The 24,219-nt window shown below is 45.4% G+C and carries 23 protein-coding genes, 1 pseudogene and 1 other annotated feature; of the genes and pseudogenes, 11 read left to right on the top strand and 13 right to left on the bottom strand.

Translation table 11 applies throughout. From position 1 onward, the window contains the following. Positions 1–173 precede the first annotated feature (173 nt). Positions 174–1,109 carry a hypothetical protein gene (locus ACYCSE_RS14705; RefSeq protein ID WP_459702526.1) on the top strand — a complete coding sequence of 312 codons (936 nt, stop codon included), beginning with the start codon at positions 174–176 and terminating at the stop codon, positions 1,107–1,109. A 75-nt stretch (positions 1,110–1,184) separates the two neighbouring features. Continuing rightward, a complete protein-coding gene (locus ACYCSE_RS14700; RefSeq protein ID WP_013309068.1) occupies positions 1,185–1,421 on the top strand; it encodes an NHLP leader peptide family RiPP precursor in 237 nt (78 codons plus the stop codon). A gap of 99 nt (positions 1,422–1,520) precedes the next feature. Here the strand turns inward: ACYCSE_RS14700 and ACYCSE_RS14695 are convergent, their stop codons facing one another. Continuing rightward, positions 1,521–3,410, bottom strand: a complete 1,890-nt coding sequence (locus ACYCSE_RS14695) for an ATP-binding protein (protein ID WP_440723183.1) — start codon at positions 3,408–3,410, stop codon at positions 1,521–1,523. A gap of 132 nt (positions 3,411–3,542) precedes the next feature. Next, positions 3,543–3,830 carry a hypothetical protein gene (locus ACYCSE_RS14690; protein ID WP_023987328.1) on the bottom strand — a complete coding sequence of 96 codons (288 nt, stop codon included), beginning with the start codon at positions 3,828–3,830 and terminating at the stop codon, positions 3,543–3,545. A 183-nt stretch (positions 3,831–4,013) separates the two neighbouring features. Between ACYCSE_RS14690 and ACYCSE_RS14685 the strand changes: the two genes are divergently transcribed. The 4 genes and pseudogenes from ACYCSE_RS14685 to ACYCSE_RS14670 all read left to right on the top strand — a co-directional run bounded on the left by ACYCSE_RS14685 (position 4,014) and on the right by ACYCSE_RS14670 (position 8,040). Next, positions 4,014–4,274 (top strand): hypothetical protein, encoded by a 261-nt coding sequence (locus ACYCSE_RS14685; protein ID WP_061831212.1) that lies wholly within the window; start codon positions 4,014–4,016, stop codon positions 4,272–4,274. 91 nt (positions 4,275–4,365) lie between these two features. After that, entirely contained in the window at positions 4,366–4,545 is a 180-nt protein-coding gene (locus ACYCSE_RS14680) for a hypothetical protein (protein ID WP_459698515.1), read from the top strand. A 192-nt stretch (positions 4,546–4,737) separates the two neighbouring features. Next, positions 4,738–5,009 (top strand) — a binding site (T-box leader). An 88-nt stretch (positions 5,010–5,097) separates the two neighbouring features. After that, the gene (locus ACYCSE_RS14675; protein WP_013309063.1) at positions 5,098–6,180 is read left to right on the top strand and encodes a bifunctional 3-deoxy-7-phosphoheptulonate synthase/chorismate mutase; all 1,083 of its coding nucleotides are present in this window, start codon (positions 5,098–5,100) and stop codon (positions 6,178–6,180) included. A 236-nt stretch (positions 6,181–6,416) separates the two neighbouring features. Beyond that, a pseudogene (locus tag ACYCSE_RS14670) lies at positions 6,417–8,040 on the top strand (DUF1593 domain-containing protein). An 85-nt stretch (positions 8,041–8,125) separates the two neighbouring features. Here the strand turns inward: ACYCSE_RS14670 and ACYCSE_RS14665 are convergent. Next, positions 8,126–8,986, bottom strand: a complete 861-nt coding sequence (locus tag ACYCSE_RS14665) for a TrmB family transcriptional regulator (protein ID WP_459698512.1) — start codon at positions 8,984–8,986, stop codon at positions 8,126–8,128. Positions 8,987–9,140: 154 nt separating this feature from the next. On the opposite strand from ACYCSE_RS14665, the gene ACYCSE_RS14660 reads away from it, so the two are divergent. Next, entirely contained in the window at positions 9,141–10,043 is a 903-nt protein-coding gene (locus ACYCSE_RS14660; RefSeq protein WP_459698510.1) for a DMT family transporter, read from the top strand. 116 nt (positions 10,044–10,159) lie between these two features. Here ACYCSE_RS14660 and ACYCSE_RS14655 read toward each other — a convergent pair whose 3' ends face one another. Beyond that, positions 10,160–10,339 (bottom strand): aspartyl-phosphate phosphatase Spo0E family protein, encoded by a 180-nt coding sequence (locus tag ACYCSE_RS14655; RefSeq protein ID WP_061831220.1) that lies wholly within the window; start codon positions 10,337–10,339, stop codon positions 10,160–10,162. Positions 10,340–10,489: 150 nt separating this feature from the next. Then, on the bottom strand, positions 10,490–11,722 hold the full coding sequence (locus tag ACYCSE_RS14650; RefSeq protein WP_459698507.1) for an MFS transporter: 1,233 nt from the start codon (positions 11,720–11,722) through the stop codon (positions 10,490–10,492). A 130-nt stretch (positions 11,723–11,852) separates the two neighbouring features. Here ACYCSE_RS14650 and ACYCSE_RS14645 point away from each other — a divergent pair, with 130 nt between their 5' ends. Both ACYCSE_RS14645 and ACYCSE_RS14640 read left to right on the top strand, forming a co-directional pair. Then, positions 11,853–12,110: a YqkE family protein gene (locus ACYCSE_RS14645; RefSeq protein ID WP_023987317.1), complete on the top strand. Its 258-nt coding sequence runs from the start codon at positions 11,853–11,855 to the stop codon at positions 12,108–12,110. Positions 12,111–12,441: 331 nt separating this feature from the next. After that, positions 12,442–13,119: a peptidylprolyl isomerase gene (locus ACYCSE_RS14640; protein WP_069291265.1), complete on the top strand. Its 678-nt coding sequence runs from the start codon at positions 12,442–12,444 to the stop codon at positions 13,117–13,119. Between the two features lie 226 nt (positions 13,120–13,345). On the opposite strand, the gene ACYCSE_RS14635 is transcribed toward ACYCSE_RS14640, so the two are convergent. Continuing rightward, positions 13,346–14,017: an MgtC/SapB family protein gene (locus ACYCSE_RS14635; RefSeq protein WP_061831224.1), complete on the bottom strand. Its 672-nt coding sequence runs from the start codon at positions 14,015–14,017 to the stop codon at positions 13,346–13,348. 118 nt (positions 14,018–14,135) lie between these two features. Beyond that, positions 14,136–15,509 (bottom strand): N-acyl-D-glucosamine 2-epimerase, encoded by a 1,374-nt coding sequence (locus tag ACYCSE_RS14630; protein WP_459702525.1) that lies wholly within the window; start codon positions 15,507–15,509, stop codon positions 14,136–14,138. 259 nt (positions 15,510–15,768) lie between these two features. Between ACYCSE_RS14630 and ACYCSE_RS14625 the strand changes: the two genes are divergently transcribed. Next, positions 15,769–16,560, top strand: a complete 792-nt coding sequence (locus tag ACYCSE_RS14625) for an SDR family oxidoreductase (protein WP_446674197.1) — start codon at positions 15,769–15,771, stop codon at positions 16,558–16,560. A gap of 112 nt (positions 16,561–16,672) precedes the next feature. Here ACYCSE_RS14625 and ACYCSE_RS14620 read toward each other — a convergent pair whose 3' ends face one another. Then, positions 16,673–17,455 (bottom strand): YwaF family protein, encoded by a 783-nt coding sequence (locus ACYCSE_RS14620; protein ID WP_459698503.1) that lies wholly within the window; start codon positions 17,453–17,455, stop codon positions 16,673–16,675. Between the two features lie 140 nt (positions 17,456–17,595). Between ACYCSE_RS14620 and ACYCSE_RS14615 the strand changes: the two genes are divergently transcribed. Continuing rightward, positions 17,596–17,808: a hypothetical protein gene (locus tag ACYCSE_RS14615; RefSeq protein ID WP_025723740.1), complete on the top strand. Its 213-nt coding sequence runs from the start codon at positions 17,596–17,598 to the stop codon at positions 17,806–17,808. Positions 17,809–17,901: 93 nt separating this feature from the next. On the opposite strand, the gene ACYCSE_RS14610 is transcribed toward ACYCSE_RS14615, so the two are convergent. The 5 genes from ACYCSE_RS14610 to ACYCSE_RS14590 all read right to left on the bottom strand — a co-directional run bounded on the left by ACYCSE_RS14610 (position 17,902) and on the right by ACYCSE_RS14590 (position 24,089). Next, complete coding sequence (locus ACYCSE_RS14610) at positions 17,902–19,173, bottom strand: methyl-accepting chemotaxis protein (protein ID WP_459698501.1); 1,272 nt, start codon at positions 19,171–19,173, stop codon at positions 17,902–17,904. Between the two features lie 262 nt (positions 19,174–19,435). After that, positions 19,436–20,776 carry a hemolysin family protein gene (locus tag ACYCSE_RS14605; RefSeq protein WP_459698499.1) on the bottom strand — a complete coding sequence of 447 codons (1,341 nt, stop codon included), beginning with the start codon at positions 20,774–20,776 and terminating at the stop codon, positions 19,436–19,438. 141 nt (positions 20,777–20,917) lie between these two features. After that, a complete protein-coding gene (locus ACYCSE_RS14600; protein ID WP_322173398.1) occupies positions 20,918–21,577 on the bottom strand; it encodes an SGNH/GDSL hydrolase family protein in 660 nt (219 codons plus the stop codon). Positions 21,578–21,744: 167 nt separating this feature from the next. Then, on the bottom strand, positions 21,745–22,662 hold the full coding sequence (locus tag ACYCSE_RS14595; protein WP_322173400.1) for a PD-(D/E)XK nuclease family protein: 918 nt from the start codon (positions 22,660–22,662) through the stop codon (positions 21,745–21,747). A 116-nt stretch (positions 22,663–22,778) separates the two neighbouring features. Continuing rightward, positions 22,779–24,089, bottom strand: coding sequence for a galactokinase (locus tag ACYCSE_RS14590; protein ID WP_322173402.1), 1,311 nt, complete (start codon positions 24,087–24,089; stop codon positions 22,779–22,781). Between the last annotated feature and the right edge of the window lie 130 nt (positions 24,090–24,219).

Below are 24,219 nucleotides of genomic sequence, written 5' to 3'. Positions count from 1 at the left end.
AAAAAAACAAAATCCCGGCGGGATCTTCCCAGCCGGGATTTTTGTCGATATCCTTTTTACAACATTCTCAATGTAAAAATAACAAAATCTTGAAAATTGCAATCTGTTATATAATGGCCGGTAACAACTAGAAATCGCTATAAAAATATTCATAAGAGATGCAGGTGATGGCGATGGAATGGTATTTTGCATACAAAGACGAATTGGAAAAAGTATTTCGTCAAGCAGAGGAACGGACGTCCACGTTTCCAACTCCCTTTCAGCAAGAGGGTTTGGACTTTCTGGCGCGTTTTAATCCGTTGCAGGAAGACAGCACGCGTAATTACATATGCTATTTGCTTCCATTTTGGCTGCAAGAACTCACCGGACTCCCCCCCGAAACATGCCGCAAGCTGTCACTTGGCAACGTGTTTATCATGGCTCACTATTTAATTCAAGATGATGTGATGGACACAGCAGCAGACAACCGTAAAACGCAACTCGCCTTAAGCCAGCTCTTCTATACCGAGTGTATAAGTGTATATCGGGACCTTTTTCCGGCAACCTCTCCTTTTTGGTCATATGCCCGAACGTATGTTGATGAATGGGCCGTTAGTGTGATATCCGAAGGAACAGAGGACTATTTTCAAGGAGAAAGAAATAAGGTCGCACTGAAAGCAAGTCCATTAAAAATGGCCGGAACGGGTGCTTTACTGCTCGCAGGCCGTGCCGATCTGGTCCAGACTATTACAAATATGACGGACTTGGCGCTACTCGTGCTTCAAATGTCGGATGATTGGGCGGATTGGGCAGAAGATTTGGTCGAACATAGCTATAACTGTCTTTTGTCCCATATCAGTGCCGAGCAAAAGACAGCTTACTGTGAAGGATTGGGACCCAAACAGATTCAGGAAGCAATTTATGTACGCGGTGCGCTCGCCAGCTATGTGAACATTGCCGATCAAGCAGTCCAACAGTTAGAGACCCTGAAGCCTTCTATCCACGGCCTACGTAGCTTTGCACATTCTATCGCAGCAGAACTGGGCGAAGTGGCGGCGGAAATTGAAGGCGGACGCTCGCATTTGAGAAGAGGCGGACTTGACTACTGGCTCTCCAAAAATATGAAATAATGCTAGATTTTTCTGAGCCTTTCGTGGTATACTGACTAGGTAAATATAACCAATTGAATGAGAGGGTGATTTTTGATGGCTACTGAAGTTCTTCAAACACAAGTCATTCAAAAAGCTTGGGAGGATGCCAGTTTCAGAGAGAAACTGATGACAGATCCCAAATCTGCAATTCGTGATGTGTTAGGAGTCGTGATCCCCGATCATATCCAAATCAAAACATTAGAGGAAACGCCTGATCAGTTTTTTCTGGTAATTCCTCCAGACCCCTCCGGCGTGCTCGCTGCATCCCAGAAACCTCGCTCGATGTGGTAAATTAGTTGTTCATGCTTATTTAATCTATATTCCTTAATCTCATGTGGGTGGGCTCAGCAAGCTTCCCTCCGTTTTCTCCGAATGCAAAAAAGCCGGATATTATCCGGCTACGGGGAAGCGGATGGTCGCTTCTGTTCCCACCCCTTTTGCACTTGTAAAAGTTATTTTGCCATTCATCGTTTCAATAATCCGAAAAGTCACCATCATCCCCAAACCCGTGCCTTTTGTCTTATTCGAGAAATAAGGCTCACCTAGTCTGGATAAAGTCTGAGCATCCATCCCTTCACCATTATCCCGAATATGAATGACAGCTTCTCCGTTGTCCACATAAGCCCATATATGAATATGACCCTGATCTCGCAGCGCTTCAATGCTGTTTTTGATGATATTGATGAACGCCTGCTTGAACTTGGAGGAATTCCCACGTACTTTGATTTCCTGGGGAATATCCAGTGAAATTTTTCCACCTTGCAAATTAGCCATTGGACTGATGATTCCTTCAATATGTTTGAATTCGTTCAATATGGTCAACGTTTTGGTTTGGTCAAATTCTGGCTTGGCAAAAGTCAGAAAATCAGTAATAATCGCGGAAGCTCGATCCAGCTCCTCCAGAGCGATATGTAGATAGTCTTTATTTTTACCATCCTCCTGCTTGCTCATCAACTGAAGAAATCCACGTGTAACCTGAAGGGGATTACGTACCTCATGAGCTACAGATGCAGCCAAATCGCTAATAATCTCCATTTTCTCCGAACGTTGAAGCTCATTATTGAACATCTCCAGTTCTCTGGAATACCGAACCACCTGCTTGTGCTTTTCTGCCAGCCTTCTGCCCAAAATCGCGATCAACGCCAGTACAAAACCGAACACGCCCCATTTCCACAAAAACATATTGTAGTGTCCGTCCAGAATGAAGAACCAGCTCAGTTCCCCGATAGAGATGACTGCAAAAAATGCAAAGCCTGTCGATAAAATGATCGCTTCGTGATCACCCTTAAGTGCCATGCGAACCGAAGCAAATACCAGCAGTATCATTAAGGCGACGAGTAATATACCCAAGATGACTACACTAAAAAAATAATATATATTGTTCAGCCGCTCCTGTGCTCCTAAATTCACAATCATCATGGTAAAGCAGAACAAAGAGTATGCGGTTAACAACTTTCTGAATTTGCGAATCAGTATAATCGAATTGATATTTTGTTCAAAAAAGAAGGCTAATGAAGGCAGCAGAATAAATAGTGCCACATCAAAAAGTTGTAAGTACAGCTTGCCATAGCCGCGATAGAATGTATACAAGAATGGTGAATACGTTACGATCATCAGACCAATAGACAATACTATTGCACTTAGGGACAGCCACATAGCCATACTCGGACGGAACATGAAAAATGAGCAGATCAGTAGTACTAGTGCCATAAAGATAAACGTACTGCCCAGTACAATATCTAAAACATCCATTCTGACCAAGGTCCCCAACAAATCACGATAATCACCGGTCATCACATTGCCGATAATGCCCAGTCTATTCTTACTGCTTTCCGTCCATATGTATAATGTTTTACCGCTGTCTTCCGGCTTAAGCGGAATCAGAATACGATTATTCTCATAATTGTACCCACGGTAGGATTCGTAAAAATTGGTCCCATCTTTATACAGCGTAATATGCCTGCCATAAATATTTTCAAAAAGCACCGCTGGCGTTTCATCATTTAGCGAAGGTAACTTCATACGAATCCAAGCAGAGCCTATATTACCGGGCTGCCTAAGCAGTTGTGTATCATCTTCAATATGCATCCAGGCCTTGCTGGAATCCTTTACCTCATCTAAAGAGCCATCCTCGTTTACCGCTCCCCATCTCATATCCCAGGAGGGTATTTTATAATCCCTTTCCGGGGTCATTTTGGCCGCATAGGCGGAGTAGCCCAGCGACAACAACAACACAATGACCGCTAGCAGGGTGGCGACAGCTTTGGGCACATGCCTCATATTAAGCACCTCAAAGTTACATAGTAGGATTTACAAGTTTGTATACGTTTTAACATTTTTTACGTCCTGAAATTATATTATTCTATACGATGATGTGCATACCTTCTTCATTAGTAGGGTATCATGTTCTTTTTACTCATTTTTTGTAAAATCTTCATATTGATTAATGATCATTTCCTGTTCGCGCCGCTCCTTCTGCTCTCTAAGCCCCAACCATGGTTCACAATCTTCATCCTCATAGATCGTCCAAATATCGGAAAATAAATAATCGCGTATTTCTACTATTTTTCCGGCCTGTCCGCCATCTGTCCAGTATAAGCCTTCCGGGCGCCGAATGAGGGTACGGGAAAATCCCGGGGTAGATGCCTTTTGACCTACTCGGATACGACTAATCATCGGACCAAACATGTACCATTCCAATTCATATCCCTCCCTATCCTCTTTATCATATCACAGCAGTTACCAAAAAAACGCTAATTGAGAATGGGCATATCCCTATTCGCATGATTTTAACTTCCTACAGACACACTAACTCAAGGTTTAGCCGTTCTACTGTTTGGGTAAGGTCGGAATAAGCAACAAAAAGTAAAGGAGCTGAGCAACATGGCCAATCGTGATGATCGAGTTAATGAGCTACATGACAATGATTTTGAGCCTTCTCTGCAAAATGCAGAAACCAACTGGGAGAATCTAACCGAGGGCCCAGATACTCCTCTCGAAGACGTCCCAGATGCCGATGAACTGACACCGAACAGTCCTGTTGATCCTTCTGCTCCTGCCGAATTCCTGCATGGTACCGATTTGCTGAATGGTACCGATGGGGACGAAGAAGAGCAACTGGACAGCGACGATATGCTGGATTAAGCACTTCATTTTATCAGGTGAAAGAAAACGGTTACCTATTCTGCTATGCGGGTAATGAAGTGTATAACCGAAAGGAGTTGACTGATCTCCTATGTATAAAGATCTGATGTCTCAAGCCGATATGGAGTATAAGCGCTACAAAGCCTTGAATCCCGTGGAAGAGGATGACCGCAGGTCTGCGGACAAGACAACTACAGATGATATCTCGGCCGAAGATAACCCACGAGGAGTCGCATCTGCGAAGCCCGAACCCAGGGATCAAGGAAAATGAAAGGACAGATAAAGAATGCAAAAAGGGTGCTACCCAAGCCACACAAATGATACACATGGCTTGAGTGCACCCTTTTGAATTTCACATGTTGTAAGGCAGCATTTCAAGGTCAAAAACTTGAACCTGATAATCAGGGCTTGCCTTCTGCACCTACTTTGTTTAAAATAAGGTCAAATCTTTTGAATACCATGAACAAAGACATCGACGGAGACAAGTAGACGTTTAACGGATTCCCACAGAAAGGTACGAATTGCTGAGAGCGTACCGCAATCCCGCGTTGAAATTCACTCCCGAGTCGAGCCTTGAACCGACAGAAGGATTCATTCCTTTGTCCGCAGTAGAGGTTTCCGGAAGCCCCCGTTACGGGCATCAAGATCAGAAGTTACTGCCGTCGACTGAACGACGTTGACGATTCGTATGTATACTTCTGTAATTAGGGTGGTACCACGGCATTCGTCCCTTGCGGCGAATGCCTTTTTGTGTTATTTTCTGCAAAAAAAAGTCCATGGGCTAACAGAAAAAACAAATTTAAATTCGGGAAGGGTGTACTGTATGTCTACAAATGAAAATTCTTTGGAGCTGTTGCGGGAACAGCTCGATGCTACAAATTTGCAATTGCTGGAGTTGCTGTCCCAACGCGCTGAACTGGCGGGACAACTTGGAAAATTGAAGGAAGCTCAAGGGGTACCTGACTTTGATCCGGTACGCGAGCAACAAATGCTGGACAAGCTGATCGCGGCTAACCGTGGACCATTTGACGATGCTACGATTCGCCAGCTGTTCAAAAATATTTTCAAGGCTTCTTTGAACTATCAAAAAGAAGAACACAAAAAACATCTGATCGTCAGCCGCAAAAATCAACCGGATAGTACAGTTATTAAGGTTAAAGATACGCTGGTGGGCGGCAAAGCCTCCATTATGGTCGCAGGTCCCTGCTCGGTGGAAAGCTACCAGCAAACTCGTGAAGTAGGTGCGGCTCTCAAGGAAGCCGGTGTGCCGATTCTACGTGGTGGTGCGTTCAAACCACGTACATCCCCGTATGATTTCCAAGGACTGGGCGTGGAAGGACTGCAAATTCTCAAACGTGTAGGCGACGAGTTCGGGCTGGCTACAATCAGTGAAATCGTCGATCCAAGACATTTGGAGGAAGCGATCCAATACATCGATATTATTCAAATTGGTGCGCGCAACATGCACAACTTTGAATTGCTCAAAGCTGCGGGTGAAACCAGAACTCCGGTTCTGCTCAAGCGCGGACTGGCTGCCACAATGGAAGAGTTCCTTCATGCTGCTGAATACATCGTTTCCCGTGGTAACACGCAAGTCATGCTGATTGAACGCGGTATTCGTACGTACGAAAAATGGACGCGTAACACGCTGGATATTTCCGCTGTTCCGATTTTGAAAAAGGAAAGCCATCTGCCTGTATTGGTGGACGTGACTCACTCTACAGGACGTAAGGACATCCTGGCCCCTTGTGCCAAAGCTGCCCTAGCTGCTGGAGCTGACGGTATCATGGTGGAAGTTCATCCGAACCCGGCAGTCGCTTTGTCCGATGCTCAGCAACAGCTGAACATTCCTGAGTTCCACAACTTCCTGTCTGAAGTCAAAGAATCCGGTTTATTCAAAGCGTAAAACTAATTTTATGCCGGCATTCATAAACCGCTTTCATTTTCTTAGATAATGATGTAAAATTGGATCAGGATTGTGACTGATCATGCAGGCAAAACCTAAATGTATATATGCTCGACTTTTGTTGAGACATATATATGTTTAGGTTTTTTTTATGCCTAATTCTTGAATAAAAAGAATACCTACATGGTTATAATCCACAAAAAACATCATAGGAACGTTCAGAGAGGGGAACAGAAATGAGAGAAAGAAAAGGGTTAAGCATTTTTCTATTAGTCATGATATGTATTCTGATCATCAGTGGCTGCAGTGGTAAGGCGCCCGCCGTTGTGAAAGATGAAAGCGCTGCTCCAACAGAAAAACAGACGGAAAATAAAGTAGAAAATAAAACTACCAAAGCCAGAACGGTGATCACTACCGATGGAGAAGTAGATGATATGAACTCTGTCATTCGCTTCCTTCTTTACTCCAATGAAATGGATTTGTCCGGGATTGTACTGACTAGCTCTGTATATCATTATGCAGGTGATGAAAAAGCTGGTATCAAGCCATTTAGATGGACCGGAACCCAATGGGTAACGGATATGATTGATGCCTACGGAGAGATTTATCCCCAACTTAATTAAACATGCCGAGGGATATCCAAAGCCTGAATATATCAAGAGCGTTACCAAAATAGGTAACATTTCAAATAAAGGTGAAATGGACAAAGAAACGGAAGGCTCCAATTTCCTTAAAACGCTTTTCCTGGACGATGACAAAAGAGATTTATACGTACAAACTTGGGGTGGAACCAATACCACGGCCAGAGCTCTAAAGTCCATTGAAGACGAATATAAAAATACAGATCAATGGGAAACGATTCGAAAAAAAGTAAGTGATAAACTCGTACTGTACATCATTCTGGACCAGGACGATAGTTACAATAATTACATCGCTAAAAATTGGCCTGACATCAGAATTATTAATGATCAATCTAACTTCTGGCATTTCGCTTATGCTTGGAAAATGCACACAGAAGAAGTAAACAGCAAGTTGCACGGGGAATGGAATTTCAAAAATATTAAAGAGGGTCATGGCAAGTTGCTCAATATGTATGCCTTGATGGGCGATGGCAATATCATCAAAGGCGAGTTGGATGAAGAACAAAGAGGCAGTGAAGCCTACTTAAAGAAAAATCCACAATACGACAAGTATGACTTTATTTCTGAAGGAGATTCTCCATCCTTCTTCTATTTAATTGATAACGGATTGCGGAGTATGGAAAACCCAACCTATGGTGGCTGGGGAGGTCGTTTCGGTGTCGTTAACGATAAATTGTTTAGAAATACTGTGTTAGATTATGATGTGCATACGAAAAAATTCGAAGCAGAATATTCTTTGATGCGTTGGTTTGATGATATTCAAAATGACTTTGCTGCTCGTGCAGATTGGGCTATTGCATCCGACTACAAAGATGCCAACCATAATCCAACATTGACCATTAAAGAAGGATTAGACCTAACGGCTAGTCCAGGGGAGAAAATAACCCTGCATGCAGAAGGTGCAGATCCAGACGGTGATCAATTGACTTACAAATGGTGGAGATATTTTGAAGCCGACACGTATGAAGATTCTAAAGTCCAACCGGCACAAGTTAAACCTGAAATGCTGGGTGATATGCAGCTTGGGCTTCACCGAGAAGTAGCTAAAGGCGAGAAAGTAAACACGATTGACTTGCAAGGAAGTGACACAAATACAGCAAGTTTCACAGTTCCAGCAGATGCCAAGGTTGGAAATACGATTCATATCATTGCAGAGGTACAGGACAATGGTAAACATCCTTTAAAGCATTATCAACGTGTGATTGTAACCGTAAAATAATAGAACACAACATCAATAAAATTAGGCTCATGGAATAACACTCCATGGGCCTGTTTATTTTTGCACATCGAACCTCGGACAATCTCTATACACGTTTAATGCTTTTTTCAGTCAAAGGAACATAATATCCTTTGCCATTCGGACCCATAGCAAATTTATTGCGAAGATGAATTAGATTAGGGCCGAATTTCTCCTCTAATTGTTCACGGAACTCATATAGGATTTCCATGATATAAATATCATGAATAATCACTTCAGTAATCGGCATCACCAGCCCCGGATGCAACGTCCATGCAGCACGGCTGTCATCACCAAGTGAAACTATGCCAGCTACGACCTCCCGGTCGTCTACGCTAAGTACAATCCACCGACCACCAATTTCAGACGTAATCTCCTCACTCATATCATGGCGGTAAACAGTAGCGAAATCAAAGTTAAGCTCCCCATACGCTACAATGATCACTTCAATTCCTTGTTGAGCGACTTGCTCTAAGGCATCTCGGAACACCTCGGCATCCTCTTTCCAAATTTCCAATAAAATTCGGTGTTTTGCTCCCTTTACCCCTTCATTTATGCGATTGATAATGGCTTCATACCCCGAAATATTCCAAATATTCTCTCTATTTTGAAATGATGCTGTGTACTGCTCCAAACTCTCTTGCGCCACATTGAAAATCTGCTCTGCTTTGCGTTTTCTCTGAGCAATCAATTCATGTGGAGGAAGCGGCACATACAGAGGCGTATTTTCTTGACTGACCATGATATCCCCACGGTTAACCATTCCAGACAAAACCTCGTAAATTTTGGACCTCGGTACCCCGGAATTCAATGAAACGGCGTATCCCGAAAGTGGAGAGCTTTCCAATAAGGTCACATAAGCCTTGGCTTCATATTCACTAAAATTCAAATCCCGTAGAATTTCTAATATATTTGGTTTTGGTTTCATGACGTCTTCTCCTCAATTCGTGTTCATCCTTACTATATCACTTCCCCTTGACAAAAACTGATATACACACTATCTTTTTAGTAACGTTTTTATAGTAGTCACTATAGTAGCAACTATTATATTTCACAGGGAATTACCTCAGGGAGGATTTAACTTGAACAAAGTCATAGCTCATCACAGCAAAAGCAACCGCATTTACTACGGTTCTACGATTCTAGCCCTATTGATCTGGAGTACATCGTTTATTGCCACCAAAGCAGCCTACACGACGTTCCCCCCTCTTACCTTGGGTCTATCCAGATTTATTATAGCTTCCGTTGTGCTAGGTATAGTTTTGCTGATTAAAAAGGAACATGTCAAAGTAAAGCCAAAAGATTTGGCTACGATTTCGTTTAGTGGTGTTTTGGGGATCACTCTCTACTTTTCAATGGAGAATATAGGGGTTAGCCTGACTACCGCTTCCAACGCAGCATTAATTGTTGCATCATATCCCGCAATTACGTCGCTGCTTGAACTTATTTTGTATAAAGTGAAAATATCCAAATATAAAATTTGCGGCATAGCACTGGCCATAATCGGGGTATATTTCTTGACTTCAGTGGGCGAAAGTTCGGATAGTAAGAATCAACTAATCGGAAATTTAATATTAATCGGGACGGGTTTTGCGTGGGCGTTTTACACTTTCATGACGCGCAAGGTTGTGGACAAATATCCGCCTTTGACGTTATCTTTTTATCAAACCGTTGCAGGGAGTATCTTTTTCATACCGTTGGCTCTATTAGAAAAGGATCGTTGGCAGGTTCCGACAACCGGATCGTTTATGTTGTTAGTATATCTGGGTGTATTCTGCTCCGTTATCGCATTTTTGCTCTACAATTACGGATTAATCAAGCTGTCACCGAGTAGTTCCGTTTCTCTGATGAATTTGGTTCCGATATTTGGAGTCTTATTTTCTGTGTTGCTTTTGCAAGAAACGATTACATGGCGCCAAATCATTGGCGGTTTGGTCGTTATTATCGGTGTTTTACTGAGTGCACATCAAACAAACCGTACCTAAAATGAAAGATTGCACACTAGTTATAAAAGTTAAGACAAGCATCGTTGTTATAAGTATCAGCGCTACAATATAAGGGCGAGTGACCTCACCAAAAGTTTCTCGCCCATCGGTTCCATTTATGCAGTTGGCTTTTTTTCTTTTATATAAAAAAGGTGGTTATATTGATTGATGAGGTTATCCATAATTACAGACTGTCTGAGCACACTGGCATGATTAAAACCATGTTTTGCTTGCAAAATATACAGCTTTTGACGAGCTTTCTCAAGCTGTTGACACAAAATGTCGTCTCTTATCATAATATATCCCTCCTTGTCATATTATCAGTGTAGAGGGTTATGAATAAGTATACTAAAAGTAAAGGTTTGGGATAATTATCTAATAACACAAAAAAAGACCTGCTCTATGAACTCTAAGGTTGTCCTCTTCGACAATCCTGTGTGATTCGCTTATCCGGCAGAATGAATATCCTGATCCGTGACGTTCTTCTTGGCTGAAACCGGGAACACGTTTTTCCCCTTAACCCCTAGCAACAACGCTGCAAGCAGCAGTATGCCACCGTTTAACACAAAGATCCAGCGGATCGGCATCCAGCTGCCAAGCATGCCGCCAATCAACGGCCCTGCCATTGTCGCGAGTTGAGTGGCTGATTGGCTCAAGCTAAAGGCTCGTCCGCGAAACTCCGGCTTGGTGACCTCCACAGTCATCGCGTTGATAGCAGGCATGACGGACGCATAAAACAATCCATATCCAAACCGAAGTGCACCAAAACCAACAAAGTTGGTTATAAAAAATTGTAATATATTCCCGATTCCCGAACCGATTAGCCCAATCAGCAGCACGTGTGCAAATCCGGTCCGTCCTCCAATCCGTCCCCATCGGGGAGCCATCAGCACCGCCGCGATGCCTACGGCTGAGAATACAATCCCGGAACTTAAAGACGCCTGGCTACGGTCAACTCCCATTTCAAGCACATACACCGTAATTAACGGTTCCAAGATCATGACGGAAAAGGTACTTAATCCCGCCAGAATAAGCAAAAAGCACAAAGGCCGATTAGCAATAGCCTCCTTGATATCATCACGAACTTGCGAGCGGGTACTGGTTCCCTTGAAGCTGTCCTCTCTAGCGCCAAAGGTCGCGATTAACGCAGATACCAGTACAAGAGCCGCTGAGAAAAAAAAGGCATTCCGATTGCCATAATAATGGCTCACCACACCGCCAATTAACGGACCTATAATGCTGCCTGTCGCCCCAGCGGTCGCCATAATACCGAGTGCATAGCCGGTTTTCTCCTCAGGCGAACCTGTTCCGACCAGCGCAATCGCAGCAGGAATAAACCCGGATAGTAGGCCTTGAAACAACCGTACTCCTACGAACACATATGGATCTGTCACCAAAGCACATATCAGGTACAACACCGCCAGGCTAAAGCCTGAACGAATCAGCATCGGCTTACGTCCATACTTATCCGCAAGCGAACCCCAAAATGGGGCAATCAGCGCGCTGGCTAAAAAAGTGACTCCAAAGGCAATCCCCGACCACAGTTCCAGATGATCATTTACACCCATTTCCGTATTCAGAAATATAGGTAAAAACGGAATAGACACGGAATAGGCCATGCTGCAAAACAATACTCCAATCCACAAAATGACCAGATTTCGCTTCCAATATAGATGCATGATGCCACACGTCCCTTCTGCTCATTCCATTATTACCCTCTAAATTAGAAAAGTCTACCGCCCCCTCATCCTTCAATCGTGGAACAACCGTGAAGAAGCTGATATAATCGAATGGAATGGAGTTGATGACATGGCTAAGAAGAGAAATTCGTCTTCCCCTGCTCCTGCGGCTCAGGACAAACCTGCTACGTTAAAGGATCTGTTGAGTCAGGATGTGCTGAATAAACTTAAGGCTCAAGCCAATGAAGCCCAAGCAGAACAGGACAAGCGTAAAGAAGACGAACGGCAGCGTGCCGTCGAAGCAAAAAAAGCTGAACAGAAGAAGCTGGATAACAACTTTGAGCATCTGCTGAATAACAGCAATTTGGACTGGCACAAATACAAATAAGCCAAAACCATAACGGTTTTGGCCTATCTTTACGCTTTATGTTATAGCCAGTCACGAATATGTTGTACTGAGTACAGCACCCCTACCCAAACCGGCAGACTGAACGCCATACCCCATATGAGACCTTTCGCCAGCTTTTTGTCTACCTCCATTATGATCCTGCCCCTTTCCTTGGGAATAGCAGCAGTATGGGTCAAGAATACGGCTTTCAAACCCGTATTTCCTTATCCCCAGCAAAAAAGGTATGATAGAAAATGGAAAAGTGTTCTGCGCTGCCCCCAAACTTTAAAATTAGGATGTTACACCATCCAACCTTTCAGGAGGAATATCAATGAACCGAAAAACGATACGCCCATGGTACACGCTGTGCCTACTGGCCATCATGCTCGTGCTGGTTGCTGGATGCGGTACAAAAGCGGCCGATGTGGAAGCTGCCAGCCGGACAAGCACTACAACTCCTGCTGCGACTAAAGACAAGAACAAGGCTGTTTCCCATCCGATTGTCACGATTGTCATGAATGATGGCAAGAAAATTAAGCTTGAGCTGTATCCGGAAGTAGCACCGAACACGGTTAACAATTTCATTTCTTTGGTGCAAAAGGGAGCCTATAACGGTACCATTTTCCACCGTGTTATCCCAGGCTTTATGATTCAGGGTGGTGATCCGCAAGGTAACGGTACAGGTGGCCCCGGCTACAGTATCAAAGGCGAATTCAAGAGCAATGGTGTTAACAATACACTCAAACATACACGTGGCGTATTATCCATGGCCCGCTCAGCGGATCTGGATTCGGCCGGATCGCAATTTTTCATCATGGTTGCCGATGCGGACTACCTCGACGGTCAATATGCCGCTTTCGGTAAAGTAACGTCCGGCTTGGATGTGGTCGATGCTATCGTCAATTCCAAACGGGATAGCAATGACAAACCGATCCAACCGGCTACGATGAAAAAAGTCACTGTGGATACGCTGGGTAAAAAATATCCAGCCCCAGTCAAAGTAAAGTAAGACATTCAAATCAGTCTTTCAAATCGGGATAACAGCAACGACCTTGTGCATACGCATGAGGTCGTTTTTGCTTATCCCTTGATGCTCTCTAAGCTGCTGCCTCTGTGATGTAGTAAGAGTATATACACAAAAGGAAGCGTTTTCAATCATTATTTCTAAAGTTTTTTTTCGTTATAAAAGCCGTCAGCGTTCGACAAAAAGGCTACTGTATGAGCAGTAAATTCGTCTAATTGGACTTGGTCTCGACTGAACGAATACCTTCCATCTCTTGAAGCAGTGACAGCAGTTCCTCCACTCCCTCTGACCGGGACAGCTTTAAAAGCATATGAATAACCAACTGCTCGCCGTTATTGATGCGCTCGACGTGAAAGCTGTGAATCGTCAGCTTCTTGTGCTTCAGCAGTTCTTTGATCCGATTCAGTACGCCCGGCTCATTGTCGACCTGAACAACTACTTGTTGCGTGGACGGGGTAGCCATCTGATAAAAACGACTATGGAGCAAGGACTGAGCCGCTAAAATAAACAACGTTACACCTGCACCAAGCCCATACATCCCTGCACCTACGGCAATACCGATTCCGGCGGTAGTCCAGATGCCTGCGGCAGTGGTCAGTCCTTTAATTCTATTTTTTTGTGTAAAAATCATCCCTGCGCCGATAAAGCCCACTCCACTTATAACCTGTGCTGCTATTCTGGAAGGGTCCAGCGACAGGTTAGACCAGACGGCTTGATCCTGAAAACCATATTTGGATACCACCATCATGAGCGCTGCGCCAATACCGACAATGAAATGCGTGCGAATGCCCGCTTCCTTCATCCGACTTTTGCGCTCATAACCGATTAACGCGCCGCATAATCCTGCAAACATGACCCGAATCAGGTAATCCCAATCCCACATACTTTTTTCACTCCACTATAGTTTATGTTTTGAAAGATGTTGCCTCAAAGTATACAATTCAAAAATGCTACGGCAAATGAGCCATTTATACAGCTGTTATTTTGTTATTACCCAAATTTTAAGGAACCCTCACTTCATCCTCTGGCAGATTGCGATGTGCCTTCCTTCCCTTGAGCAGCCATAGCTCCGGTGTATCCTGCACACCATCAAGGCGCAAGCTGAACGCCCCCGCTGGTAAATTGCGTACACGCAGCAATAGACGGTTTCCGTCTGCTACGGCATCCACAAGCTCCAGCAACGTTAGTGAATCGTTCCTTAGGTGGCGGCTCAGGTCGCATGTTGTACCTGCTCTGTCCTTCCGGCTCCAAATACGCAGCTCATCTACAGACGGTGTGGCAATTCGCTTACTGAAAGAAATAACTACCTCATCTTCGGCTGAACGCTCCGCCCTTAGCGGTTTGGGCGGCTCATCGTACATGTAACCACCCACATGGTATTCATAGGCGGTCCAGGCGTCGTAGTCGCCCTCCAGGGCGGTAGCCCCGAACCGCCGCGTCCATTCGCGGTCTCGAACCATCCGCGCGAGCGAACCGATATCCGCCTGCACCCCGAGGGGCAGGCCCGGATAAGCGGCGCGAATCGACTGCGCGATGTGGGCGTAGCCGCGAATATACTGTGGCGGCAGACGGCGGCGCATCCAGTCCGGCCAATGGGTCTGGATTACGTGCATATCCGGGGCGACGCATCCGATCATGGCTACCGCGTCCAGACCCTGCCATTCCCGCAGCTGGCCGGGAACATCGCCGCGCCCGCTCACAGCAAGCGACCATGTCGCCACGCAGATGTCCGGCCGGACATCGCGCACACCGCCTGCGCCGTTCACCAGCTCGCTGATCAGGCCGTTCACGGCGTCCACGCGCAGGTCGACCCACTGCGCGTACAGGTTCGGAACCTTCCGGTAGTAATTTCGCGCAAGTTTGTTGCGGAAATCCGGAATGTTCTCACCACTGCGCTCGCGAAAGGCACGCTGTGCATGCGGCCCAATATCCCCGTACACTCCACTGCGCAGCCCGTTCCATTCGGGGAAATAAGGCTCCGCCACCTCGAACCCGTCGAACGGAATGTCGGTGACGAGCCGGGCAGCGGCGTTCTTTTTCCATTCCACATACTCCTGGGCAAAATGCGAAAGCCGCTGAAATCCGTCGTTCGGTTCGCGCAGCAGCTCCATGCGCCATTCTTTCCACTCCGGCGGCAGCTGGGACACGCCAAAAGAGCCGTTGCCTAGCACCATTGCCCACACCGCTATGCCTCTGCGTTGAAAAGCAGCAACAAGCGCTCCATCCACTTCATTTTCACGCACGACAAAATAATGAACGGTCTGGTAGCCCGCAAGGGCGATCTCATCTGCTATACTGTCCCGCGAACGGTTGGCGTAATAGGGAAACAACGGATCGATTTGAATACTGGGGCCGCTTAGTGCCCACGGTTTCATTTTTCCGGTCAGTGCTATAGCGTCTGTCGATTCGGGTCGGTCATTTGCGTTATAGCTCAATTCGATCCACCTCCGTCACTCGGTCTTCTCCATACTTGTTCCTGCTATATATTTTTGCTACAAGTTCCTGCTGGTTCGCCTATGTTACCATATTTCGCAAATGGGATAAAATCCAGCTGTGACTGTTTCACCATCAACGTCCAGAGGTATGGAATAACGAGTCAGGTTTAGTTTATGAACGGAATGGGAGGAATAGTCAATGGCAGAGCAGAGATTGCAAGGAAAGATAGCAGTGGTCAGTGGTGGAGGTTCAGGAATTGGCAAGGCCACCGCGATCCGTTTTGCAGAACAAGGCGCCAAGGTGGTCATGCTGGATCGGACACCCAAGCATGCAGAGGAGACCAAAACAATCATCGAGCAGGCTGGCGGCGAGGCGCTTGTACTGGAATGTGATATATCCAAGCCGGATATGATTCAGCAGGGGTTCGCTAAAGTCGTGGAAACGTACGGAAAGCTGGATATCGTGTTCGCCAATGCAGGCATTAACGGCACCATGGCCCCTATCGAGACACTGGAACTGGAGGAATGGGACCGCACGATGAACATTAATCTTCGCGGCACCTTTGCTACCGTTAAATATGCCGTCCCTTACCTGAAAGAACGCGGTGGCAGCATTATCATTACCAGCTCCATCAACGGTAATCGAACCTTTTCGGGTATTGGATTCTCAGCCTACGCCTCCACCAAGGCAGCTCAGGTTGCTTTTATGAAAATGGCAGCGCTGGAGCTGGCACGTTACAAAATCCGGGTCAACGCGATATGCCCGGGAGCTATCGACACGCAAATTGACGATAACACGTACCCTTCCGAAGACTTGAAGAAGGTACAAATTCCAGTCGAATTTCCAAAGGGCGGAGAGCATCCGTTAGAGGATGCCCCTGGTGAGCCAGAGCAGGTTGCCAATCTGGTCCTGTTTCTCGCCTCAGACGAGTCATCTCATGTATCGGGTACGGAAATTTATGTAGACGGAGCAGAATCACTACTGCGTTAAGTATTAGAATGGGGAACGTTATACCCATACTACTGTTTAGGCATTCTTAGCTGCCTTATCCCTAGTCATATACTTGTGGAATAGGCTGCTTTTGTATGGCTTTACAACGACTTTATGTCGACCTGTCAGCACTATGCACAGCTCCTTTACGCGAGCGGACATACAGCCTGCCTCCCGGAAGCACCTCGAACAACAGCATCAGAAAAGAAAAGAACAGCAGTGCAATGACTTCTTCTGCCACAATATACAGAGGATATGGCCCTAAAAAATCTAATATCGACGGTGTTGACGGCTTTCCGGCCAGAAACATGTAGTTAGCTCCGAGAGCATCGTCTACGATCCACACCATCAGCGCCAGGCCATTCAGAAAAAGCATCACTCCTCCCACACTCTTCCACGTCGGTCGGAGTTCTTCTATCCAGGTCATATACAAGGCTGCCAGAATAATAGCACTATGAGCTGTGAAAAAATGGATAAAACGATAATGCGGAAATGCGTATGCCAAATTAGGCGTGAGTACGGCTTGAAGCGCCCCTCCAATTCCGGCAAAAAGGATGATCGGATATAACCAGCGGCTTTGAAAAATGAGCATCAGGATAGACAGCAGCAGTGTCACACTGCACAGTTCTAATGGCAGTGAGATCTGGACATCCCAAATATGCTGCATCACATACCAAATATTCAGAGTCACCTCTGACAGAATGAGGACTGTAATTAACAACCAGCGAATTCCCTCGCTTATAGGCTTGTTCGACCGAATCCACCCCCGAGTCAGCCACAGCATCAAAGCGCATACAATGAGTCCCAATATAGCCAACCCATGTGACGGAGTAAAAGCCTCGAACCCTTCTGGCGCGTTGGCATCGAACCAAGGCCCTGACCACGACCTATCCATAGCTAGCCCCCTTTGATCTCTTTCTCTCTTCGTTGCATTCTATTTTATACCCAATAGCCGATTATGTTCTAGCCGTGTTTCTTGCTTGTTCCATACCTTACCTTTATGATAAAAGATATTATATTCAAAGGAGAACCCTCATGGCCATTAATCGCCGATTAATTACAGATCAGGATTTCAGCGAGGCACTGGAACGTCATCTTCGTGTCCGGGTATTTCAGGATGACCAATTGATTGGCTCTGGCGGAATCATAATCCGTTTTGACGATCAAACCATTGTCGTGCAATCTAGCGTCAGTGATCTGGCTTACCACCCCAGAAAACAATGTGAGTTTTTTGAAATTAAAAAATAGCCACTACACACCGGGGAACCATTTTGCTGCGTTTTCCGGTGTATAGCGGCTATATTTTGTTTGTATATATCATGCTTCACATGATGGTTTCTGTTATAGTTGCATTCCACGTGTTTTCATCATGAGTTTATTCGTAAGCACTTTCAAATCCTCGGAAGAAGACGAAATTTCCTGCATAATTGCTGTCTCCTCATGAGCAGCCTTATAAATTTTATGAGCTCCTTCAGAGAAGGCCCCTGACATTTGCTGAATACGATGGATCTGCTCAAAGGTTTGATCTACCCGATTCGTCTGCTCCGTCACGGCTTCTTCCATTAATCGGATGCTCTCGACAAATTCACGTACAATAGCGTTCAAACGGTTCAGCGTCTGATCCACAGAGCTTGTCCGTTCCGCCTCAGCACTGACCAATGACGTTTGCTGATGCATCAACTGCACTGTCTCTACGATTTGTGACTGGACACGGCTAACGATGGCATTTATTTGCTGCACAGACTCCGTACTTTGGGCGGCAAGTGCGCGAATTTGGTGAGCCACTACCGCAAACCCGTTCCCTTCTTCTCCCGCACGCGCCGCTTCTATGGAAGCATTCAACGCCAGCAGATGGGTCTGTTCGGCAATATCCTTCACGGTGCTTGTAATCGCTTCAATTTGGGAAGCTTCTTTTTCCAGTCGTGCAATTACCTGCTGCGAACGACCATGTGATGCTGTCAGCTCTCCCATTCCATCCATCAGGGATGAGAATACAGTCTGCGTCGAATCTACTGAATGCTCCATATGGCCTGACAGTTCCAGCATATGCCCCGATTTGCTACGCATCATTTTAAAATCGCCCAGCATTCGGTCTGCTGTTTTAATAGATTGGGCAGATGCTTGCTTTTGCTGCTCCACGCCATTCAAAATATCTTCTACCACCGAAGACATGGACTCAATTTGTGTGGTAGCCTGCACAATAGCCAAGCTCAGATTTTCCGCACTTTGCGATGTTGTTCTGGTGCTGTACGAGATCTCATTGAACATATCTTTAATGTTCAGCATCATATGCCGAAATGCATCATACAGAACTTTAATTTCATCCTCCGAACGACGTTCAGGAATTACAACAGACAGGTTCCCCGCCGAAGCTTCCTCTGCCGCCTTTGCCAACCTAACAATTGGCCGTGTGAGTAATTTTGAGATCAACCAGCCCAAAATGCCACTCCACAGGACACCCAATAACAGAATGATCGAAGTGTACACCCATTCTTGTGTACCTTGAGCAAGCCAGTCCTTGAGTACAAAAATAAAAAAAGCGCTTGTTCCATAGGTTATGACAGAAATTGAGACAAATGCAGTAACCATTTTCGTACCTAGTGACATCTTCATGTACTGTAGCCCACCCCAAAAAACTCAAATTTGATTCCATTTTACCATAAAATTGCTACATTTCTAGTAGAATTTTTCACAGACAGATATATTTATGAGCATAAAGATACAGAGTCTTAAGTCCCCTATCCTAATTACAAAAAATAATATGTTACCAGGTAGCAGCTTGCATCTTAAAACGGACGAATCGCGCTGTCACAAGCTTTACAGGCCATTCGTCACATCTTAAGCGAGCTGCTACCGACAAAGTCAATTTCCATTATTAAAAATCATTGCCATTTTTCTGTTCAACGGCTGCTTTCTTAATCGCTTCAATTGTGTCTATTTGGTGACTGTTTTTTTCCAGTACGGTAAACTCCCATACACCAATGGTGAGCTTTTCTCCTTGCTGGATATCAAAACGCTCTGAAAGCATCCATCCGCCAATCGTATATACGTCCCCGGCCTCAATATCCGTCTCCAAGCGCCGATTGACCTCATGAATGAGCGCCTGTGATTTGAGTATGTAACGATGATCATCTGTTTTTGTAATGAGTGGAGTTAACGCTGCGGGGGTTTCGGTGTCGGTATAGGAAGGAATGTCTCCAACAATTTCCTCCATAATGTCCTCCAGTGTGACAAGTCCAGATGTTCCACCATATTCGTCCACCAGCACCGCTACTGGAATGCGTCGTTTTTGCATCTGAATCAGCAGATCCCGAGCCTGAACCGTCTCGATAACCTGAAGCACCGGGTGAATATAAGAAGCCATCGTCGTATTCCCTGTGCTGTGCCCACGTGCCAAATCATGCAAGGCTTCCTTAACGCGAATCATTCCGATAATACGATCCCGGTCGCCATGTTCAGCTACAGGTAGAAAATTATAAACTTTGTCCTCGATCAGTTCCATAAACTCGGCCACTGTTGCCTGGTGGGAGATGGAACGGATGTGGATGCGCGGTACCATAATTTCCTGAGCTGCACGGTCGTCAAAATCAAATACATTGTTCAGATATCGATATTCTGTCGGTGTAATTTCACCACTACGAAAGCCTTCAGATAACGCCAAACGAAGCTCAGCTTCACTGAGTGCTGCATCTTCTTCAGATACCTTTTTGAGCCCGAAGAGACCCGTAATGACACGCGATGAACGACTGAGCACCCAATTCAGGGGATAGGTCATTTTATAAAATATCGTGATCGGACGGGCAAAAAACAATGCCATGGGTTCAGCAATCTGTATGGCGAATGTTTTCGGTACTAGTTCCCCAATGACTACCTCGAAATAGGTCAAGATCAAAAAAGCCAGCAAAAAGGAGAGCACTCCCGTCAGGCCTGCCGGAATATGAGCCAATACAAACAGGGGGTGTAGCAGATGTTCAACAGTAGATTCCCCTAGCCAGCCTAGCGCCATTGAGGTTAATGTGGTTCCGAGCTGACAAGCAGATAAATACTCGTCCAGCCGAGACAAAATATTTTTAACGGCTTTCGCATTTTTGTTGCCTTCAGAGGCCAATTGATTGATGCGAGATACCCGCACACGAATAATGGAATACTCCGAGGCCACAAAAAACGCAGTTAATGCGATAAGTAATATAACCAGAATGATATTTATCGTTTCCATAGCCCTCTCTTGCTCCGTTTATGACGAAGCAAGAAGCACCCCCTTTGACATTCATTTTTGGATGGAACCATAACATAAGTAATGATGTCCATAATCGTGTATTACCCAAAAATGACAAGGAGTAGACTATGTATGACCCTGTTAGCGAATCGCCAACGGACTCTTTTGCACGATATCTATCCATTGATCAGCTATCAACTGATGCCCAACCGCTGTCGGATGAACCCCATCATGCAGCCAATAGGAGGCGTCCGCCTGGGTAGCGGCTTCGTTCAACATGCTCTGGAGCGGCACAAATACGGCCCCAAATTCGTCCGCAAGCTGACGTACAATACGCTGATACCCCGTTATTTTTTCTTGCCAAATGTCCCATCGCGCCTCGGTAGCTCCCGTTTTCAAAATAAACGGTTCACACAACACCAGCCCGATATCGGGCATCACTTCACGCGTTTCTTCCAGAAGGTGGCGATAGGCTCGTTCAAATCGGTCCGTCACCCCGGACGGCTCCTGCTCGACGATCCGCCAGGCATCGTTCACTCCGATTAGAATACTGAGCAGGTCTGGCTTCAGACTAAACATGTCCTCATTCCAGCGTGCATACAAATCCGAAACTCGATCCCCCGAAATTCCCCGGTTCACAAATTCTGGCTGCGTGGTAGTCAAACGGCTCCCCAATGCACCTGCGATCAGATACACATAGCTCTGACCCAGCCAATGGTTCGCATCCTCATTTCGTCCCCTTCCTCCGTCTGTTATAGAATCTCCCTGAAAAAGAATACGTGCATGTTCTGTACTCGTCATCTTCCTAACTTCCTCCTTCGTATTTTCCAATAATACCCTTATCATACCTCGTATCTTCTAAATTAGAAAGCGGTTTCAAAATATAGAAGAATTATAGATTTGCCATATAGCCGGATTCACTAGCTTAATTAGGGTAGGAATCCGGGGGCAAAGGCGATCGAGTCATTTCACACCGCTCGGTACTTACACACCTCGCGAAAATTACAGCCTCCGCACGCTCTGCGTGAAGGCATCGGAGTGAAGAAAGACTCGGGCTTGGGGCGATTATAGTAATCGTCATCGAGACAGGACTTCATTTCATCGATGTATCGTCCGACATTACCAACCACTTTGTCGATATCCTCTTGCGCGGGACGATATACCTCATGCTCTCCTGTCATCAAATACTCTACACGTACCTCAATCTTCTCCAAAGGAAGCTGATAGTGCTCCTGCACATAGGAAGCATACAAAAAAAGTTGGTCGGAAAAATCGCCTTCCTTGCCTGTTTTCCAATCCACGATGACCATGTCTCCATTGTCTCTACGATAGAGCAAATCCATTTTGACATACACTTTCGTCTCATGAAGGAGCATCGTATCCCACTTCTCCACTTCTACAATTCGGACCTTTCCCTGCTGCAGTTCACGCCAAACCGCAGTACGGTACAAATTGTGTATCACCGCGTGCTGTCGCTCCTTAATAAGGGCGATCCGTTCCGGAAGCACCTCGTCGTCGTAATAAACCTCCGCCAGCATGACGCGATTTTTCGGATCTTGTAGCCATAGCTCACGGTGTAGCGATTCCTTGTAGCTGTTATTCAACATGTTCTTCATAGCTGTCTCGAGGTATGCTGTGCGCGGGATAGCCCCTTTTTCCATCCATCCACGTATGACTGATTCACACATTTGATGCGTAATATTTCCGAATAAAATATATAAGTTGCTCAGTTGCTTGAGCCGATACAATGTAACTTGCTCTTCAGTGCCCTGCGCCGAATTCCAGCCATTATGCGAGCCGTAATAATGATAATAGTATTTGCGTAAGCATTCATCGAACGTTTGAGCCCTCGATTGCGAATAGGACCAGGACGGGTATATAGCCATGACAGGCCCTCCTTCATTAAAACTATCATCTCTTTATTATAACGCAAACCCAAGCTGTATCGGCGATAAAAAGGACGAAGACTTTAACCCATGGGTTAAAGTCTTCTACTGACTGACTAGTTTGTAGACTCGCAATGAGTCCGTTCAACATGTATCAAATCACTAACATTAACAGCACCGTCCTCACGGACGTTGACAACAAGTACCGGAGTTCCCAGCATGCCGCTGATCCACTCCTTATAACCATCCACATGATCATTCGGAAGAATCGTCAAGATGACACCAGCAAAGCCACCACCATGTACTCTGCATGCGCTGTTATCTATTGACTTTAAATACATTTCGGTTAAAGCCAGTGCAACCGATACGTCTTGCTCCCGCGCAATCCCACTTCTATATACGTTTTGGAGCCATTTCCATGAGGAATTACCAGATTCGGTAACGAGCCTCAGGAAATCAGTAAAGCGCCCCTCCTCCAGTGATTTCACCTGTTCATCCACACGTCTATTTTCTTCAAAAAAATGCAACGCCCGCAGTACTGCACGGTCTCCTGCTTTTCCCCTGACCATTTTAAGGTTGGCATATAGATCCTCTGGCAATAAGTCACGGCAAACCGAAGCGTCTAAAGACTGAGCCACTGCAAACATTTCGTTGGGCACCGCCGCATAATCGTCCGTTAAATCAGCATGATTTCCACCTGTATTTACAATAACGAGGGAATATCCGTTTTGTTCAAAATTCCAATGAACAGGATTTATGATCGGTTCCTTGGGATTTTCAAAGTCAATGGAAATCAAGCCGCCATATGCACAAGCCATCTGATCGAGCAGCCCTGACGGCTTGTTCCAATAGCCATTTTCCGCATACTGACCAATTTTGGATTTAGCAACAGCATCTAACGCTCCCTCGTTATAAAAATGATTTAATATCGTACATATCAACATTTCAAAAGAAGCGGAAGAGCTTAAACCTGAAGCAGAGAACACATTGCTTGATATATAAGCTTGGAATCCCCCGATACGGTATCCGAATTCAAGTAGACCAGCAGCAATGCCACGGATCAGCAGCATCGTACTGTCATCCTCCGGTTTTGGCGACAAGTCGGTTAAATCGATGACGTACTTCGTCTTGTAGCCTTCAGAAAAGAATGTAATTACAGACTCCTCCACTTTAGAAGCTGCAGCGATGGTATCGAGTGTAATACTGCCTGCCAGCACCTTCCCGTGATTGTGGTCTGTATGATTTCCACCAATTTCGCAGCGCCCCGGAGCACTAAACAGTTCAATATCCCCTACACCAAAATGCTCCCGATACGCCTGTATAAGGGATTCATATCGAGTCGTTTGCTCAGAGATTTGCTGTTGACCGTACATTCGGGCAAGCACCATTTGTCCCTCTCTGGAATTCAATAGTTCCATATCTTTCATCGTATATCCCCCTAATTGTATGTGTTTTGCTATGCTGGAATGATACTATCATTATCTCAATTCTCCCTGTATAAAAGTATGGCACTTTTAAAATTTGTAAGCGCTTATTTTAATCGCTTTACTGAGCATT

Source organism: Paenibacillus sp. SEL1 (genome assembly GCF_054602535.1).
Note: the sequence above shows the minus strand (reverse complement) of the source record. Positions and strands in the feature narration are given on the sequence as shown.

Coding starts and splice junctions, on each gene's coding strand:
- ACYCSE_RS14695 (WP_440723183.1), bottom strand. CDS start 3,410: ATGAGGCATGTGCCCAAAGCTGTCGCCACCCTGCTAGCGGTCATTGTG.
- ACYCSE_RS14665 (WP_459698512.1), bottom strand. CDS start 8,986: ATGAAACCAAAACCAAATATATTAGAAATTCTACGGGATTTGAATTTT.
- ACYCSE_RS14640 (WP_069291265.1), top strand. CDS start 12,442: ATGAACCGAAAAACGATACGCCCATGGTACACGCTGTGCCTACTGGCC.
- ACYCSE_RS14635 (WP_061831224.1), bottom strand. CDS start 14,017: ATGTGGGATTGGGATTACCTGATTCGGGTCATGTTTGCAGGATTATGC.
- ACYCSE_RS14650 (WP_459698507.1), bottom strand. CDS start 11,722: ATGCATCTATATTGGAAGCGAAATCTGGTCATTTTGTGGATTGGAGTA.
- ACYCSE_RS14630 (WP_459702525.1), bottom strand. CDS start 15,509: ATGAAACCGTGGGCACTAAGCGGCCCCAGTATTCAAATCGATCCGTTG.
- ACYCSE_RS14675 (WP_013309063.1), top strand. CDS start 5,098: ATGTCTACAAATGAAAATTCTTTGGAGCTGTTGCGGGAACAGCTCGAT.
- ACYCSE_RS14610 (WP_459698501.1), bottom strand. CDS start 19,173: ATGAAGATGTCACTAGGTACGAAAATGGTTACTGCATTTGTCTCAATT.
- ACYCSE_RS14655 (WP_061831220.1), bottom strand. CDS start 10,339: ATGATAAGAGACGACATTTTGTGTCAACAGCTTGAGAAAGCTCGTCAA.
- ACYCSE_RS14705 (WP_459702526.1), top strand. CDS start 174: ATGGAATGGTATTTTGCATACAAAGACGAATTGGAAAAAGTATTTCGT.
- ACYCSE_RS14615 (WP_025723740.1), top strand. CDS start 17,596: ATGGCCATTAATCGCCGATTAATTACAGATCAGGATTTCAGCGAGGCA.
- ACYCSE_RS14620 (WP_459698503.1), bottom strand. CDS start 17,455: ATGGATAGGTCGTGGTCAGGGCCTTGGTTCGATGCCAACGCGCCAGAA.
- ACYCSE_RS14590 (WP_322173402.1), bottom strand. CDS start 24,089: ATGAAAGATATGGAACTATTGAATTCCAGAGAGGGACAAATGGTGCTT.
- ACYCSE_RS14680 (WP_459698515.1), top strand. CDS start 4,366: ATGTATAAAGATCTGATGTCTCAAGCCGATATGGAGTATAAGCGCTAC.
- ACYCSE_RS14605 (WP_459698499.1), bottom strand. CDS start 20,776: ATGGAAACGATAAATATCATTCTGGTTATATTACTTATCGCATTAACT.
- ACYCSE_RS14645 (WP_023987317.1), top strand. CDS start 11,853: ATGGCTAAGAAGAGAAATTCGTCTTCCCCTGCTCCTGCGGCTCAGGAC.
- ACYCSE_RS14600 (WP_322173398.1), bottom strand. CDS start 21,577: ATGACGAGTACAGAACATGCACGTATTCTTTTTCAGGGAGATTCTATA.
- ACYCSE_RS14625 (WP_446674197.1), top strand. CDS start 15,769: ATGGCAGAGCAGAGATTGCAAGGAAAGATAGCAGTGGTCAGTGGTGGA.
- ACYCSE_RS14595 (WP_322173400.1), bottom strand. CDS start 22,662: ATGGCTATATACCCGTCCTGGTCCTATTCGCAATCGAGGGCTCAAACG.
- ACYCSE_RS14700 (WP_013309068.1), top strand. CDS start 1,185: ATGGCTACTGAAGTTCTTCAAACACAAGTCATTCAAAAAGCTTGGGAG.
- ACYCSE_RS14685 (WP_061831212.1), top strand. CDS start 4,014: ATGGCCAATCGTGATGATCGAGTTAATGAGCTACATGACAATGATTTT.